The organism is Bacteroides sp. 1001302B_160321_D4 (assembly GCF_015667765.1).
GTDB classification, from domain to species: Bacteria; Bacteroidota; Bacteroidia; order Bacteroidales; family Bacteroidaceae; genus Bacteroides; species Bacteroides xylanisolvens.
Map to the genome: position 1 here is coordinate 97,424 of NZ_JADPLO010000001.1, position 17,282 is coordinate 114,705.

14 protein-coding genes are annotated in these 17,282 nt (G+C 42.2%); 3 read left to right on the forward strand and 11 right to left on the reverse strand.

Annotation, left to right across the window (positions count from 1 at the left end):
* Window positions 1–25 precede the first annotated feature (25 nt).
* Genes KFO40_RS00370 through KFO40_RS00380 form a run of 3 tightly spaced genes read right to left on the reverse strand, consistent with a single transcriptional unit; the run spans window position 26 to window position 2,077 of the window.
* Window positions 26–946, reverse strand: a complete 921-nt coding sequence (locus KFO40_RS00370) for a carbohydrate kinase family protein (protein WP_008023844.1) — start codon at window positions 944–946, stop codon at window positions 26–28.
* Window positions 934–1,539, reverse strand: a complete 606-nt coding sequence (locus KFO40_RS00375) for an SIS domain-containing protein (RefSeq protein WP_004313812.1) — start codon at window positions 1,537–1,539, stop codon at window positions 934–936. The genes KFO40_RS00370 and KFO40_RS00375 overlap by 13 nt, the downstream gene beginning before the upstream one ends.
* 4 nt (window positions 1,540–1,543) lie before the next feature.
* Complete coding sequence (locus KFO40_RS00380; RefSeq protein WP_004313813.1) at window positions 1,544–2,077, reverse strand: TIGR00730 family Rossman fold protein; 534 nt, start codon at window positions 2,075–2,077, stop codon at window positions 1,544–1,546.
* Window positions 2,078–2,182: 105 nt separating this feature from the next.
* On the opposite strand from KFO40_RS00380, the gene KFO40_RS00385 reads away from it, so the two are divergent.
* Together KFO40_RS00385 and KFO40_RS00390 are read left to right on the forward strand one after the other, a co-directional pair.
* Window positions 2,183–3,403, forward strand: a complete 1,221-nt coding sequence (locus KFO40_RS00385) for a M16 family metallopeptidase (RefSeq protein WP_009040953.1) — start codon at window positions 2,183–2,185, stop codon at window positions 3,401–3,403.
* A 58-nt stretch (window positions 3,404–3,461) separates the two neighbouring features.
* Window positions 3,462–4,559, forward strand: coding sequence for an SGNH/GDSL hydrolase family protein (locus KFO40_RS00390; protein WP_211145951.1), 1,098 nt, complete (start codon window positions 3,462–3,464; stop codon window positions 4,557–4,559).
* 137 nt (window positions 4,560–4,696) lie between these two features.
* Here KFO40_RS00390 and KFO40_RS00395 read toward each other — a convergent pair whose 3' ends face one another.
* The 8 genes from KFO40_RS00395 to KFO40_RS00430 all read right to left on the reverse strand — a co-directional run bounded on the left by KFO40_RS00395 (window position 4,697) and on the right by KFO40_RS00430 (window position 16,104).
* Entirely contained in the window at window positions 4,697–5,599 is a 903-nt protein-coding gene (locus KFO40_RS00395) for a glycerophosphodiester phosphodiesterase family protein (protein WP_008641676.1), read from the reverse strand.
* 63 nt (window positions 5,600–5,662) lie between these two features.
* Entirely contained in the window at window positions 5,663–6,922 is a 1,260-nt protein-coding gene (locus KFO40_RS00400; protein ID WP_008023851.1) for an IPT/TIG domain-containing protein, read from the reverse strand.
* Window positions 6,923–6,928: 6 nt separating this feature from the next.
* Window positions 6,929–8,710, reverse strand: coding sequence for an IPT/TIG domain-containing protein (locus KFO40_RS00405; protein WP_211145953.1), 1,782 nt, complete (start codon window positions 8,708–8,710; stop codon window positions 6,929–6,931).
* A 12-nt stretch (window positions 8,711–8,722) separates the two neighbouring features.
* On the reverse strand, window positions 8,723–9,664 hold the full coding sequence (locus KFO40_RS00410; RefSeq protein WP_225450118.1) for a phosphodiester glycosidase family protein: 942 nt from the start codon (window positions 9,662–9,664) through the stop codon (window positions 8,723–8,725).
* A gap of 10 nt (window positions 9,665–9,674) precedes the next feature.
* A complete protein-coding gene (locus tag KFO40_RS00415; protein ID WP_004313820.1) occupies window positions 9,675–10,961 on the reverse strand; it encodes a RagB/SusD family nutrient uptake outer membrane protein in 1,287 nt (428 codons plus the stop codon).
* 5 nt (window positions 10,962–10,966) lie between these two features.
* Window positions 10,967–14,221 (reverse strand): TonB-dependent receptor, encoded by a 3,255-nt coding sequence (locus KFO40_RS00420; RefSeq protein ID WP_211145955.1) that lies wholly within the window; start codon window positions 14,219–14,221, stop codon window positions 10,967–10,969.
* 222 nt (window positions 14,222–14,443) lie between these two features.
* The gene (locus KFO40_RS00425; protein ID WP_004313822.1) at window positions 14,444–15,391 is read right to left on the reverse strand and encodes a FecR family protein; all 948 of its coding nucleotides are present in this window, start codon (window positions 15,389–15,391) and stop codon (window positions 14,444–14,446) included.
* A gap of 146 nt (window positions 15,392–15,537) precedes the next feature.
* Window positions 15,538–16,104: an RNA polymerase sigma factor gene (locus KFO40_RS00430; RefSeq protein ID WP_211145956.1), complete on the reverse strand. Its 567-nt coding sequence runs from the start codon at window positions 16,102–16,104 to the stop codon at window positions 15,538–15,540.
* Between the two features lie 394 nt (window positions 16,105–16,498).
* Here KFO40_RS00430 and KFO40_RS00435 point away from each other — a divergent pair, with 394 nt between their 5' ends.
* Window positions 16,499–17,122 carry an HU family DNA-binding protein gene (locus tag KFO40_RS00435; RefSeq protein ID WP_211145957.1) on the forward strand — a complete coding sequence of 208 codons (624 nt, stop codon included), beginning with the start codon at window positions 16,499–16,501 and terminating at the stop codon, window positions 17,120–17,122.
* Window positions 17,123–17,282: the final 160 nt, after the last annotated feature.

Sequence of the window (17,282 nt, forward strand, 5' to 3'; positions counted from 1 at the left end):
TCTATGTATAATTAAAGAATAATTGTTATTTGTATTTTTTTGCAAACTCTACCGAAACAGAATTGCTGAAACTTCCGCAAACTTCCGCTGCGAAGTCTTTTCCGCATTGGATTATTTTATCCCAGATTTCTTCATTCAAGTTATTTAGATCGCGGTATCGAACATCATATTTGAGTAATCCATAAATGAGTCCTGCATTAAAATTGTCGCCGGCTCCAATGGTGCTGACTGCTTGTAACGGTTCTACCGGGTAATCTTTGTTGACTAGATTGGTGCGCAATGCTACCTTTTGCCCGCCTGCAGTACAGATGAATTGTGGGCAATAGAACTTGATTTTATCCTTGTATATCTTGTCTATATCCTGCATGTTGTACATATAGAGGAAATCCTCTAATGAACCGCGTACGATATCTGCATATTCAAGATTCTCAATAATGGTTGGAGCCAGTTTCATGGCTTCGTTTTTATGAGAAGAGCGGAAATTCGGGTCGTAATAGATGATGGCTTTCTTTTCCCGTGCCTGATCGAGTAATTCGAGAACCTTTTCCCGCAGTACCGGATTCAATGCATAATACGAACCGACCATCACAATGTCATCTTCCTCTAATTTAGGGAATAGGACGTCCAAGCGTTGTTTGGGATAATCCTTGTAAAATATATATTCTGCATCGCTTTGCTCGTTGAGAAAAGCCAGAGATACTGGTGATTTTCCGTCCGGGAATACGTTGACATGATCGGTTGGGATATTATTCTCACGCATAAACTGTAGGATAATATTGCCTACACGGTCATTCCCGGTTTCACTGATGAAGCCGACGTTTATTCCCATTCGTCCCAATGAGACGATGCCGTTGAATACAGAGCCTCCCGGTACGGCTGCGGAAGGCTGGTCACCTCGAAAGATGATATCGAGGATTGTCTCTCCGATACCGATTACTTTTCGCATAGTGATCTTGATTTTTCTCCCAGATAACCACCATGATGGCGTTTTGAATATTCGGCGATCGTAAATCCGGTTTCTTTCATGGTTTGTACCACCAATATATCTCCGATCACTGTCATGGCAGTGGTAGAGGTAGTAGGAGTCATGCCTAACACACAGACTTCAGCCGGCTTACCGGTACTAAGACAAACATCCGACTCTTTTGCCAACGGACTGTCCGGATTACCAGTAATAACAATAAACTTCAAATCCGGATCCAGATTATGAGCCAGACGGGTTAATTCCACAATCTCCCGTGTCTTGCCCGAGTTGGAGATCAACAGGAGTAAATCATTCTTTTGTAAAATACCCAAATCCCCGTGTTGCGCTTCGCTGGGATGCAGAAAGACAGATGGAATACCGGTGGAACAAAAAGTTGTAGCAATGTTCATGGCAATCTGTCCGGCTTTTCCCATACCGGAAGTTACCAGTTTTCCCTTTTTCTGATGTATTTGTTCTACAATCAGTTTTACTGCTTTTTCATAAGCGTCTGTTATTGGGATGTTGAGCACAGCTTGTGCTTCCTGTTGCAAAAGTTGTTTGATGGAGTCTATCATATAATCAGTTTATTTTTTCTTTTAATTCGTTCAATGTGTTTGCTACTTCGTAATAGGTTGAGAATGGTTGCCGTGCAAAACCTTTATCCTCCAACGTGTGGAGTGCTTTCAATAGTTCGTCATAGAAACCATATTCATTGTAGAAGATGACCTTTTTCCGGTGATAACCGATAGAAGCAGCGGCTATTACATGGAAGATCTCATCGAGCGTACCAACGCCTCCGGGTAGTGCGACTAGCACCTCCGACTTCTCCGTTATGATATCTTTGCGGTCACTCAAATTGCGGGTGTGAATTTCTTCGTCTAACAGAGTGCTTACTTTGCCGTTCTCCTCCAGTTTGGCGGGAACAACTCCGATGACCTTGCCGCCGTTTTCTTTCACGGCGCGGGCGATACATTCCATCAGTCCGAGGCTGGCACCTCCATATATCAAGGTTTTGCCTTTCTGCCCCATCCATTCTCCTATTTGGCGGGCACTTTCGAAGTACACTTTGTCAATGTTTTCGGAAGCGGAACAGAATATTCCTATCTTTTCCATATACGTTGTTGCTGTTATAGTCCACAAATATCTGCAATTTTCTATAAACAGCAATAAGTTTTATTGTATTTTTGCGGCATTAATTCAATAAGGAAGTAGAAAACAATGCATTGCAACGAATATACATTGCCAAATGGCTTACGTATTATCCATGAACCGACCCTCTCAAAAGTAGCTTATTGTGGTTTTGCGATCGATGCCGGAACGCGCGATGAGGCGGAGAATGAGCAGGGAATGGCCCATTTTGTAGAACACCTGATTTTTAAGGGAACGGAGAAGCGGAAAGCCTGGCATATCCTCAACCGGATGGAGAATGTGGGGGGCGACCTGAATGCTTACACTAATAAGGAAGAAACGGTGGTCTATGCCGCTTTCCTGAAAGAACATCTGGAACGGGCGCTTGAACTGTTGGGGGATATTGTATTTCATTCAACCTTTCCGCAGCATGAGATAGAAAAAGAAACGGAGGTCATTATTGATGAAATCCAGTCGTATGAGGATACTCCGTCGGAACTGATCTTCGATGATTTTGAAGATATGATCTTCCGCAATCATCCATTGGGAAGAAACATTCTTGGTAAACCGGAACTGCTGCGGAGTTTTCGCACAGAGGATGTTCTATCGTTTACCCGCCGGTTTTACCAACCGGGGAATATGGTGTTTTTTGTTCAGGGACAATATGATTTCAAGAAAATCATCCGCTTGGTAGAAAAATACCTTTCGGATATTCCTGATGTAAGAGTAGAGAATCGTCGCACACCTCCGCCTCTTTATATGCCGGAACATTTGACGGTTTCTAGAGACACACACCAGGCACATGTAATGATGGGTAGCCGTGGCTATAATGCGTATGACGACAAACGCACAGCTCTCTATTTATTGAACAATGTCCTCGGAGGTCCCGGGATGAATAGCAAACTCAATGTGTCCCTTCGTGAGCGCAGAGGGCTGGTTTATAACGTCGAATCCAATCTGACCTCCTATACGGATACAGGGGCTTTCTGTATCTATTTCGGGACGGATGTAGATGATATGGACACCTGTTTGAAACTGACCTATAAGGAACTGAAGCGGATGCGTGATGTGAAAATGACTTCCTCCCAGTTGGCGGCAGCGAAAAAGCAATTGATCGGACAAATTGGAGTGGCATCTGATAACTTTGAGAATAATGCACTGGGAATGGCGAAAACATACCTTCATTATCATAAATATGAATCATCCGAGCTTGTTTTTAAGCGTATTGAAGAGTTAACAGCAGAGCAACTACTGGAGGTTGCCAATGAAATGTTTGCAGAAGAGTATTTATCAACGCTGATTTATAAGTAGCTTTTTGATACTGCTACGATACACTGACAATTAATAAACTGTTAATATTAAACTGACCATGAAAAACTTAACACGAAATGTCTGGATTTGCCTGGGTCTGATAATATTTCCCCTTACAACATTCGGACAGCAGAAGAACAATTTTACCTATGTGCCGGCTCAAGAGCTTTTATTGGTAGGAAAAGCGACTACCGAAGGTGAATATTTCCATCGGGTAGACACAGCAAAGTATTGTACGATGCCTCCTGCAGTAAAGAAGCTATTCACCAACTCTGCGGGTTTGGCTATTTCCTTCACAACGAACAGCCCAGTGATAAAAGCTAAATGGACTGTTCCTGACAATTACCAATTGCCAAACTTGACCAGACTAGCCCAGAAAGGCTTGGACTTGTATATCAAACGGGATGGGAAATGGCAATTTGCCGGAGTAGGGATGCCGGGTGGCGTGACTACGGAAAGAGTGATTGTCGATAATATGGGAACCGAAGAGAAAGAATGTTTGTTATATCTGCCCTTATACGATGAGTTGAAGAGTCTGGAGATAGGCGTTTCTTCTGATGCTCACATACATAAAGGAGAAAATCCGTTCAAAGAGAAAATAGTAGTCTACGGATCCAGTATTTTGCAGGGAGCGTCTGCCAGCCGTCCGGGCATGGCCTATCCGGCCCGCTTATCCCGTAGCAGTGGATATAATTTCATTAATTTGGGATTGAGTGGCAATGGAAAAATGGAGAAAGAAGTTGCCGGGATGTTAGCGGATATTGATGCAGACGCTTTTATCTTGGATTGTATTCCTAATCCTTCTCCCAAAGAGATTACCGAACGGGCTGTTGACTTTGTAATGACCTTGCGGGAAAAACATCCGGATATACCTATTATTATCATACAGACATTGATACGCGAAACGGGAAACTTTAATCAGAAAGCCCGTGAGAATGTAAAGCAACAGAATGAGGCTATCGCCGAGCAAGTAGAAGTACTGCGTAAAAAAGGCGTAAAGAACTTGTATTTCATCAAAGAAGACCGTTTCTTGGGAACAGATCACGAGGGAACCATCGACGGAACTCACCCGAACGATTTGGGATTCGACCGGATGCTGAAGAAGTATAAACCTGCTATCAGCAAGATTCTGAAAATTAAGTTTAGAAACGAATAACGGAAAGAAATAAGAAGAAATAAAGGTCAATTCATGGGGGTGAATTGACCTTTTTTTGCAAATGTGTTAAGTTGTTCCTGAAAACAAGAAGCCCGTTACTTCTTTAATAAGATGTTTCGAATGACTTATAGAGAAGATTATTCCAGATCTCTCAATCCTTTTTCCTCCAAATAATGAATAAGTTCTTGTGGGCGGTCTGTTTGTATCATTGTCGCTTTATGCTTTAACATCCAGCCCCAATGTTTATCTTTACTTTCCAATAGAGCATTCTCATCATCATGTCCGCCACATAGACTATCCCATAAAGTATTCATCCATACCCGACTACCTGATTTAGCGATTTCATCTATTATTTTTAGATTCGGATTTGCATCATCTTTGAAGCATAGTTCGTAAGCAATTGGGGTAAAGTTTTTGATAAAAGTTTGTATAGTGGCAACTGCTTCTTTATCCCATAAATTAACGATAGGCATATAAAGCATGCTTTCATTGGAGCCATACTCTTTTTTCACTTTCTCTACAGGATAGTATCCTTTGATGATGACCTGTTTCTCCATTCCACATTCCTGGATGATAGGCATAATTTCTTTTATGTAAGTACCTCCTTTGTCTATATTGACAAGAATACGGCCTTTACAGACATTTAATGCTTCTTTCAGTGTGGGGATTGGTTGGCGGGTCTTGATTCCGTTGCCGCTGCGTAGGACGAACTTTTTTAGTTCCTCGGTCGTATAATCTTTTATCGGTCCCTTTCCCGTAGAAGTACGGTCGAGAGTTTCGTCGTGCATACAAATAAAGTTGCCATCTTTAGTCGGTTGTATGTCAAGTTCTATCATATCAACTTTCATTGCAATTGCTTTTTCGATACTTTGCAGGGAGTTTTCCGGCGCATTGCGCCAGTCTCCTCTATGAGCGATAACAAAGATATACTTCGATTCATTATCATGTAGATTTTTCAAAAGTTTATCAGTCCTTGTTTGTGCGCTGATGGAAAATGCGGTTAGCAGAATAGGTAGTAAGAAAAAAAGTTTTTTCGTCATAACTTAATAGAATTCATTAATGATGATAAAAGTCACCCGGGGCATCGCCCCGGGTGCTCGCTATTATTTGACAGTAATGCGGCGAATCAGGTAATTGACAGCGCCTGCCACATACATTGTTTTGCAGTCCTCCGTAATTATGATTTCATACGGTTGGTTGAAGGTAGCCTTCAGTCCTTTTCCGTCGGAGAAACCTGCTTTCCCAGAACCAGCGATGGTTTCCAGCGTTCCTTTCGAGTAGTCTCCATTTGCGTCAGGAGTTAGTTTGCGGATGCAGTTGTACGTGTTATCCGAAAGATACAGGCATCCATCTGAACCGGCAGCTACCCCGAAAGTAGCACCCACTTTTGCACTAAGCGGATTGCCGGGTTCTCCGTCATAATACTCTTGTCCTTTTACTCCGTCTCCTGCAATTGTCTTTTGCGTGCCATCCGGACTGATTTGAATCAACACATACCCATTAGAAGTACCAACAATCATATTCTTGTTTTTGTCGAACACAATATAGTTGGGAGATACGTTAAGAGTGGCGAAAGTTGTTTTTGTACCTGAAGGTGTGAATTTATAAATCGCCTTATTGTCGCGTGCCGATACATATATGTTATCTTCATCATCGAATGTAACATTCATTGGACTCTTCATTTCGGATGCTATGGTTGAAACAGACATACTGCCGGTTTCTATTTTCCGTAACATTCCTTTTCCTTTATCGATGAAATAATAGTTTCCTTTCGAATCGAATCCACCTTGCCAGATAGCACTGCTACCGTCTACTGCCACATCGAGGAGTGAAGTGACCAGGAAGTCCGGAGAGATACGTCGTATATAGTTGTATCCTCGTTCTGTAAACCATAAACTGCCATCCGGAGCAAAAGCGATACCAGTGGGAAGCTTGGTTGTGGCTTCCGTACCGACTCCGTCTGTCATTTCGAATACTCCCTTCTGTCCAACGATTGTTTGAACGATATATTCCTGATCCGGTGTTTTCAGATAATTGAGCTCGAGGCCTGTCAATTCACCCGAGGGGGATTTGACGCGGATGGAATATTTTCCCGGAGCCATTTCAGGTAATATTATTTTCAGTTCGTCCTTGAAGGCTTCTATAACGGTTGCCTGTTGGTCGTTGATGAAAACAGCATTTTCTTCCGGCACCGTGCTGAAATTACGTCCCAGTATTGTAGCTATTTCACCGGAATAAACATTGGTGGGTTTCACGAGGACCAGCCTAAGCTCTGTCACTGACGCTTTGTAGTCATTATCATTGCAGGCTACAAACAATGATAAGAGTGAGCAGGCGAGCAGTAGTATGTATATCTTTCTCATAGTCTTTTATTTATTTACTGTTATGGTACGAATCAAATGGTTTTGCTCATCAGCGATATATACTTTATCCGAAACCAGTACGCTTGCAGGGCAATTGAATGTAGCTGTCAGAGCAGAACCATCAATTTTACCTTTCGTTCCCGGAATACCGGCTATTGTTTTTAATGTTCCTTTCGTATAGTCGCCTTCTGCATCCGGTGTTAGCGTACGTATGGTATGCATTGTATAATCGGTGATATAAAGTACCTCATCCGGGCCGAATGCAATGCCGAATGTTGCCCCCATGGTTGCTTTTGACAGGTCGTTCTGTTCACCATCAGAATAAGTCGCGGCAGTGGGTACTACGCCAGTTCCGAATACAGTTTTTAGTGTACCGTCCGTATCGAACATATGCAGCTGATAAGTACCGCCGGTACCTACAAAAATTCTTCCCTTCTTATCTACCGCCATACAATTGGGACCGGCTTTGAGTGAAGACATATCGTAGTTAGTTACAGTACCGCCGGATGTTATTTTCTTTACTGCCTTATTATCGCGGTCCGCAATATACATATTACCGTTACTATCAAAAGTGACGCTCATCGGACTTTTAAAGGTCGTTTCGGTGGAGAACACAGAGCAAGTGCCTTCCTGTGTAATCTTAATAATATTATTCAAAGCTTTATTGGCTACATAATATATACCCGAGAGATCGAAACCACCTTGCCAGGGAGCATTAAATGTAACGGTGCCACTTTGGGCAACAGTTGAAACATTATATTCCTGATCCATTTTTCTGATGACGTTATTTCCTCTTTCGGCAATCCATATGTCACCATTGGGTGCGAGAGCTAGTCCCTGCGGGAATTTGAAAGAGGCAGCCGTTCCCTTACCGTCAGTAGAGGTAGTTGCGGAGTTACCTGCTACTGTTGCAACTGTGTAAGATAAATCTTCGTAGGTGAAACTTAGATTCTCTACCGTTTTATCTGCGACAGTAACTTTGACTGGATAGGTACCGGAAGGGTTCTCCGGAGCAATAATGGTTAGCGTTGTTGCGGTTACAACTTTTACGGTTGCCTGCTTTCCGTTTATGGAAACCATGTTCTCTTCGACCGTTGTTCCAAATCCTTCTCCTGAAATCACCACTTCCTCTCCGGCTTTTCCACGTGCGGGGGTTAGAGAAGAGGTCGTTAATGTCACTGTGTGAAGGTAAGTAAACAGGGGGCTTTCAGCTTCTTTAGTACCAATTCTCACACGGATAGGGTAACTGCCTTCCTCGGTGTCGGGAATGATAATTTTGAGTTGGCTGGAAGTCGCCTCTTTAACTTCAGCAGTCACTCCGTTGATTGTCACCTGATTTTCTGATACCACTGTGCTGAAACACTGACCGATCAGTGTCACTAAATCTCCTGCATAGGCAGAGGAGGGCATAACCTGTAATACAGCAAGTTCAGGTGGGGCTTGAGGTGTTGCATAAGTAAATTTGAGTCCTTCTACAACTTCCCCTTTCACACTAACTTTGATTGAATAAGTACCTTCCGGATTATTGGGAAGAGCAATCACTAAACGATTCTGGGTTGCATCGATAATTTCCGCTTGTACTCCGTTAATAAATACCTCATTATCAATTGCTGTTTCAGAAAAATGAACTCCTGAAATAATTGCGGTACCTCCTGTCGATCCAGCTTTCGGAATAATGGAAATGAGTTTCGGAGGAAATTGTCGGGAATCGGATTCGTCCGATTCCGAACATCCACAGAACAAGTTACAACAAAATAGGATAGATAAAATAAATATTGAGTTCTTCATATTTTCTGTTTTTTAAGGTTCATTGACTGTTACCATCCACGTATTTACCACAGGCCGCTCCTGTCCATCAGAAGGCCGGTTCCGTATTTGGAATATATCCGCTATCGGATGTCGTATAAGCATTTGGGCAGAACCGCCACTGTCCAGGTTCACAGCCCACGAGCACCCTAACGCTTTCATTATTGAACCCATTTCCGGATAAGTAAGTCCGTATGAATAAAACTCTACACGTCCGTCAGCCACCATGAAGTAGACATGACCATCATCTGAATATCCAAGACAAGCACGCGGATCGATACCTGGATAAGTTGCGCCGGATATTTCTCCATCCCGTAGCACGATAACTCCGCTCCCGGTCACTTCTTTGAGGTTGTACTGCATCCCACGATACTCCACAGAGTCGGCAATTACCATTTTGTTGTCTTTCGTCAGCGCGATAAAACTCAAAGCTTGTTGGGGAAGTGTTTCTTTAAAGATGAATGAGTTTTTTAAGATCACTCCATTGCGATGAATGGGCCCCCTGATATCCATTGTACTGACATCCCAAAAATCAGCATTAATCATGGCAGCTACCCGGTGCCACGGACGGTCGGCGTAATCTGCCATTTCTGTTAGTGTCTGCCGCTGGAAGTTGTTGCGTACATCCGCATCATACGGCATACCTACTTCTAATGAAACCCCCGGTTCATTCAAATCAATGTCGATTATAAATATATGAGTAGAGCGGCTGTCTGCCTTTTGAAAGTGGACATCTGTTTCCGTAACTCCCAATGCAACAACAAAGCTGGTATCGGTATATACACGTGCCACTGTTTCACTACCCGCTAATAGTTTTTGACCGATTTTTGTTTGCGGGGTATAATGTACGTCTTCAATTGTATCGTTTGAGCAACTTAAGAAAGCCACTGGTAATACAAATGACAGAATCTGCATGTATTTTAATAAGTTCATCATTTTCATTGTTTTAGTTAGCCCAATATGAATTTTGATTTAAAAGTTTATTGAGAGACCTTTCTTTGGCAGGAATAGGTAATTTGTTATACTTGCGCTCAAAGCCGAGATCACTTTCCAGGCGGTTGAGGCGGACAAGGTCGAACCAACGGAAACCTTCCGCCAGTAGTTCCGTATGTCTCTCATTGAGAATTGCATCTATGAAGTCTTCTTCAGTGGCAGGGTGTACAGAAGGAAGACCACGGAAGTTCCGAAGCTCATTCAAACGGGTAAGCCCTTTGGAAAGTCCTTGTGCTTCAGCACTAATCAGGTACATTTCCCCCAAACGGGTAATAATGATCGGATCGGTAGTCACCTCTCCACCGGGATATTTATTAATGACTTCATTTGTTTCCTGCATATCAATTGATATGGCGGTTCGTTTATCATCCGGTTCGAACATATTCATCACTTTTGTCGTCGGCGCATATGTATAGCTACCTCCATTGGCAGAAGCACGTGAATAGAGGGAAGCACTCAAGTTTACGCTTGATTCATTGAGCAGATTGACAAACGAGAATATTTCTTCTCGGTTTGCTTTTCCACGGAAGATCTGGTCGAAGTCGGCAAGTGAGAAATTGGCATCACCTATCACTTCTTCAGCAAGTTTGGCAGCTTCAGTCATTTTGCCTTGTGCAAGTTTGGTTCTTGCCATTAAAGCCTTTGCCGCTTGTTTTGAGACGTAATACTTGTCGGAAAAAGTAGGAGCATAATCTATTGCTACCTGAAAATTCTTTTCTACAAAACTCCATCCTTCTGTTTCGGTAGATGCTGCGATGTCTCCTGAAAAAGGAGCTTCGAGAATGGGAACTTCTCCATAGCGGGTAACCAAGTGATAATAAATCAGACCACGGAAGAAACTGGCTACTCCCAGTATCTCGTTTCGTGACTGGCTGGCTGCTAATTTGTCAACTGCGACAATCAGTGAATTTACTTGGTAGAGAGCAGTATAAAATCCATCCCACGGTCCGCTGACGAAACCGCTTTCAGGGGTAACCAGGTCTTTTACCAATAATACCGGATCTTTCAGTCCTGTCGCTCCGCCGCGGACAAGATCTCCGCCGACAATATCTTGTGTAAGATAACCATTTACTGTTGGTTTGTTTTGTATATAAAAGTAGAGTCCGGTAAGCAGTAATTGAGCATCCTCCTCGGTGAGGTTATCACTGGATACGGCATTATGCGGATATTGGTCCATTTCGTTGCAACTAGTGGCAAACACCAATAATACTGTTAATAACGATATAATAAAATTCTTCATATCTGTTAGAATTTAAGATTGACACCTATTGTAAACGTACGCGGTTGGGATGGGTAGAGATAATCATATCCCATATTGGTTGCAGAGAGGCTTACATTTACTTCCGGATCCAGATACGGCCACTTCGTTAATATGAAGAGGTTATCTGCCTGGAAATATATGCGTAGATTATCGATATGTATCCGGTTAATCCAACTTTTTGGGAGGGTATATCCAATAGAAGCTGTACGGCAACGGATATAAGATGCATCGTGTAACATTCGGGTATTGACAAACTTGGTTGAGTTCCACGTATAACCATAAATGGCACGCGGATTTTCGTTAGTACTGCCCGGTCCCGTCCAACGGGATTCTGCAGCTGATTTCAGTATCGGCCATGTACCGTTACCCATTCGTAAACCTCCGGTCCACAGTTCATAGAGCTTGTTGCCTGACGAAAATGTAAAGAACAGGCTCAAGTCAACGCCTTTGTACTTGAATGTGTTATTGAAACCACCGGTGAACTTTGGATTAGCCGAGCCGACAAACTGTTTGTCGTTTTCGTCTATGACATCGTTGCCATCCACATCTTCGTAAATACAGTCTCCTGCTCTTACGCCCTGATCGTAAATCTTGGCAGGAATTTCATCATCCGACTGGTAAATACCTTTCCACTTAATCATATAGAAAGACCCTATCGGCTCGCCGACTTTAAGGGCGTGCATCGAGCTGGTTGTCAATATCTCATTATTGTCGAGGAGCGCAGTCAGTTTATTTCTGATAAAGGAGATATTGAAATCCGAATGCCATGAGAATGAACCTTTGCTAAGGTTGGCTCCTAAGGTAAATTCGAGTCCTTTATTACGCATTGATCCGATATTACATACCTGGCTGGTATAACCCGATGTAGCAGGAGTTGGCTTTTGGTAAAGCAAGTCCTTGGTATCTTTGATAAATGCATCTGCTGTGAATGTGATCGCACCTCTGAAAAAAGAAAGGTCTACTCCGATGTCAGCTTGTTGGGCTTTTTCCCATTTAAGATCGCGGTTGCCTGCAGTAGTCAGTCCTAAACCGTTCTCACCGTTATAGTTGTATCCTCCACCGGCTAATGCTTGATAAGCATAAGAGCCGATACCTCCCTGATTACCGGTGCAACCCCAGCTTGCGCGGAACTTTGCATCGGTTTGTGGATATTTCCACCAAGATTCTTCTCCCAAATTCCAACCGGCGCTGACAGACGGGAAATATCCGTAGCGATTGCTGGATATGAATTTGGAAGAACCGTCAGCACGCATGGTTCCCGTTAGTAAATAGCGGTTCTTGTAGTTCAGACTTAAACGGCCGAAGAATGATTGGAGCAGGAATGAAGAAAGTCCTGTACTTATATCCGAGTATTCGGCAGCAACAGAGTTGACGTCAAAAGAAGGAGAGGGGAATCCGATACCCGTTTGTGCGGCCGAGGAAGTTACATCCTTTTGTATAGAATGCCCCAGCATGACGTCCAGAGAGAAATCTTCTTCAAAGGAGTGTTTATAAGTGAGTACGTTTTCCCATAAAGTACTCGCATAAGATTTTCGTCCGTCAATAAGCTTTCCTACTTTATTGCCATAGGGGTGATCGGCTGTGTAATAAATGTGTTCTTCTGTATAGTTGAAATCCTCTCCGAGTGTGGTTTTGAAGTTCAAGTCTTTCGTTATGTTAAACAGCATATAGAGTGAACCGAGGGCACGGTAATTATCGATATATACATCTTCTTCGTTAAGAGCCTGTATCGGGTTATGGTTGGCCAACTCCTGTCCTCCGACAGCATATTCTCCGTCGGGACGATAAGGAGAATCCCATGGACGTTGTTCGATGGCGCGGGTAATGACACTGGTTCCTATATTATAGCCGGTGGGAACGCGGTTATTACGCGAGTAACTTAAATTTAGGGCGGTTCCTACCTTGAGCCACTTTTTGATTTCCGTGTCCAGATTAACCTTCAAATTGTAACGTTTGAGCTGATTGTTGATAATTACACCTTCGTTGTGTTTGTAATTGGCGGACAAGTAATAATTCGTTTTATCTGTTCCACCTGACACAGACGCGGTAGTTGTGTAGGTAACAGCCGTACGAAGTACCAGATCGAGCCAGTTTGTCTGTGCTTTTCCCGGTGCAGGGTTATCGATACGTGCCTGCGTACTGTTGGTTTGCAGATTATAGTTGTCGATAGCTTCGTTCAGAACTTCCAGAAACAGATCAGTGTCGGTCATATCCAGTTTGTCTGTTCTGGTCAGGTTGGAGAAACTAACATTTGTGTCAATGTTTACTTTGGCCTGTCCCTTACTTCCTTTTTTAGTTGTTATCAGGATAACACCATTTGTTGCACGTGAGCCGTAAATAGCAGCGGAAGCTGCATCCTTCAAGATCTGTATAGATTCTACGTCGGAGGGATTGAAATCATTCAGACCGTTCATTGATTGTGCTCCCCAGGCACCAGTATCTCCTGACGTATTGTTGATAGGTACTCCGTCAATTACATATAGTGGTTCGTTACCTGCGGTAATTGAACCGATTCCACGGATACTGACCCGATTTTTACTTCCCGGTACACCGGATGCTGACGTTATATTAACTCCGGATACGCGTCCCTGCAGCAGTTCGTCAACACCTAATACCTGGCGGACATTGACTTCTCCCGGTTTATAAGTTCCAATGGAAGAGGTAACATCCCGCTTGGTTTTGGAGCCATATCCGATGACGATAACTTCATCCATGACGTGTGCATCTTCTTCCAGCGCTATGTTGATTGTTGGTGAAGCACCGATGCGGATAGATTTCTTTTTGTATCCGATGTAGGATATTTCCAACGGCTTGGATAGGTCTGCTGTGACGGTGAAATTTCCTTCAACATCTGTAATTGTCCCGATGCCACCTTCCTGTATTACATTGGCTCCGATAATCGGTTCGCCTTTTCCATCTGTCACAGTACCTTTGATGGTTTTCTTTTCGTTTTTTTTCTGTTGTTGCACTTCTTGCTTCACTAATACTATGGTATTGTTATTAAGCGAATAAGAAACATTTAATGGAGTGAATACTTGTGACAGTACTTGATCGAGAGGCTTATTTTTACAGTTGACGGTCACTTTCGCTTGGTCGTTGAGGACATTGTTCCGATAAACGAATGTATACCGGGTTTGTTTCTCGATCTCCTTTATGAATGTTTTCACCGTACCATTATTGATGTTTACCGACACATTTCCTTTTTGTGCCAATGCTCCTGTTGTGGATAGTAAAATCATTCCAGTGAGCAAAATGGTAAAGTTTCTAAAAATAAGGAGATTATGTCTCCTCTTTTTAAAGGAAAAAATTAACTTTGTGTAATTCATAGTTGATACTATTTTTTCATGTTTTAATGGATTAATTTTATCGACTTTCATACAACCAAAGGATTGGGCGATTCTTTGGTTGTTTTTCTTTAAATAGCTTATATTATATCTTTCATAGGCTCCTTTCTTTTGAGGTTAATAAATAATGATTTTATCTTTATGTATCTCATATTTGAATTTATACTGAAGGCTCAATGAATGGATAACATTCTGTATATTTTCATGGCGGAAAGAACCGGACAGTAAATCTTGTGCAATCTGTGGATATTTTAGTTCTATTTCTACTCCATACCACCGTTCTATTTGCTCTATAACATCAATTAAAGGCTCGGAGTCGAAAATTAGATAATCATTACACCAGCCTGTTTCTACATGCACATCAGCTTTTGTAATTTTGAGGGCTTTGTCTACACTGGAGTAGGTTGCTTTTTCACCGGGAGTAAGCGTATATTCGTGCGGGAGAGAGCCGCCGGATATTTTAATTTTTCCGGTAAGCAGAGAGGTTTCGATGACATCTTTCTTATATGTATTCACATTGAAAGAAGTTCCCAATACTTCGATCTGGAAATCATTTACCATGACTCTGAAAGGACAGTCCGGGTTTTTGGCTACATCGAAGAAAGCTTCTCCTGATAGATGTACGAGTCGTTGTTCTGTATCATTGATGTCATATCTGATGGTAGTGGCACCATTCAGTTGCACTTTTGTTCCGTCCGGCAATATGATCTCTGATTTGCTGCCGGGTTTTACATTGGCAGTTATCATTTGTTGCGAACTTGGAGTATCGAATAAGGAATATATGCCGAAGGAAGAGGTGACGAGTAGAGCAATGACAGCGGCATATTTCGCAAATTGATACCAGCGTCTTCTCCAGATGATTTGATGAAGTTCTTTACGTATCTGCTTTTTCATCATGGGGGGCATCCCGATTTCCGGTGCAGAATCTTTTTCCATGTTTATCATGGTATTCCAAAGTTCTTCATCCGGTATGTGTTCAAGTTCTTTTTTGAACTCTCTCAAGTCAGAAGAAGGTAGTCCCTTCTCCATATATCGGCGGTATAAATCTTTAAAATGTGTAGCCATATTATAGGTGTTTCTATTGGTTATACGTGAATGGAATAAGAGAGTACTATGATTTCTTTGTGTTTTATAACATAAAAATCAGATAGAGATCTTTTTTGTGGGAGAAGATATTATTGCCCCCCTTGTGATGTGTTGCAGTGACGATATTATAAAAAGAATAGGAAGATAATGTTGTATTTTAGCATTTCGCTGCGAAGGATTTTCAGAGCGGAAGTCAGATAGTTCTTTACTGTTTGCTCGGAAAGCTCCAGTTGCTTGGCAATCTGTTTGACTGGAATCTGTTTTTCTCTGCTTAGTTCATAAATCTCTCGTTCCCGTTGTGACAGAATATCTTTTGATTTCTTCAGTTGTTGCAGGAATTCATCATACAATAATAGGTCTTCCGGAGATACATCGCTCTCTTGGTTCTCGCAATACTCCATAAAGTCTTCGAATTGCAGTTCGTTGACTTGTTTGCGGAAATAATCGATTACCTGATGTTTGGCAATAGTGAAAATAAAGGCTTGCAGGTTGCCAAAGCTATTCAGTTGGCTACGGTTGTCCCATAGGCGTAAAAAGGTATCCTGAACAATATCTTGTGCCAGGGAACGATTTTTTAGTTGTTTAAGAACAAAGCTGTAAAGTCGGTCGGCGTAGGCTTCATAAATCTGGGTAAAAGCCTGGTAAGAGCCGTTGCGTAGTTCTTTTATGCACTGTATTTCGTCTATTTTCATCCTTTCTGTAATAGAAGTAGGTCAGGCAAATGTACTGAAATAATTTAGAAATAAACAAATCTATGTGAATAAATAAAGAGAAACCGATGTCCGGTAGTTGGCAGATGAATTTTATTTTGCAATCATATTACAATCATATATTGAGCTTTATTGTAGCGTCTCTTGCTTTCCGCTAATTAATTTTGTATCTTTACTGTTTTTTACCCTTGCAAAGACAAGTGGTCATCTTATGCAGTGATAAATATCACTTTATAAGGTGATATTTGTTTTTCTATAAGGTGACTATTGTCCCGTTACAACTGGACAACTACCCGAGTGCATAAACTATGATAAATCTCTGCACTGAAAATCTTTATTCTCTGCACTGAAAAGTCTTAAATATAACAATAAGATTATGGCCTTTTACAATTTAAAGAAGAAGCCTGCCTTGACTACTAAGGAAGGAGAAACGGAAACAATGTATGCCGACATTGTCTACAGTGGAACGATTCCGGCAGAACGATTGATCCGTGGCGTTGCTAAGAGAACCGGATTTAAGGAAGGAGTGATAGAAGGTATCCTTATGGAACTGAAAGAGGATGTATTGCAATATCTGGGTGAAGGATACCGTGTCGAATTGGGAGAGTTCGGTTTCTTTTCAGCCAAAGTGAAAGCTTCCCGATTGGTGGCAAATAAGAATGATATTCGTTCTGAATCCGTAGCTTTCAACGGGGTGAATTTCCGTGCCTCTAAGAGTATGCGTGTAGGTATTCGCGGAGATTTGGAGCGCAGAAAGTGTGTCGATTTCAACACTTCGCGTAAGTGGGACAGGGAGAACCTGAAGAAACTCGTCCTGCAATATATCGGAGAGCATGGCTTCATCACAAGAACCACTTATACAGAACTTACCGGGCGTTTGAAGAATACTGCATTGGACGATCTAAAATCTTTTGCAGCCGAAGGCATTATCAAGCGGGCGGGACGGGGTAATCAGATGCATTTCATAGCACCGCCACGAAAGGAACCGGATGGCGAGTAGTGAACTCTGATTGGATATGTTTAACTTGCGCTCGTATGTCTAAAACATACTGTTATCGTCTATCATTAAATGATATTATGGCTAGAAATTTGTATCTTAGCGCCCATATTGGGTTGCTAATCCGGTAACTGTGTATGTTTGTTTTTATAATACTTCTAAA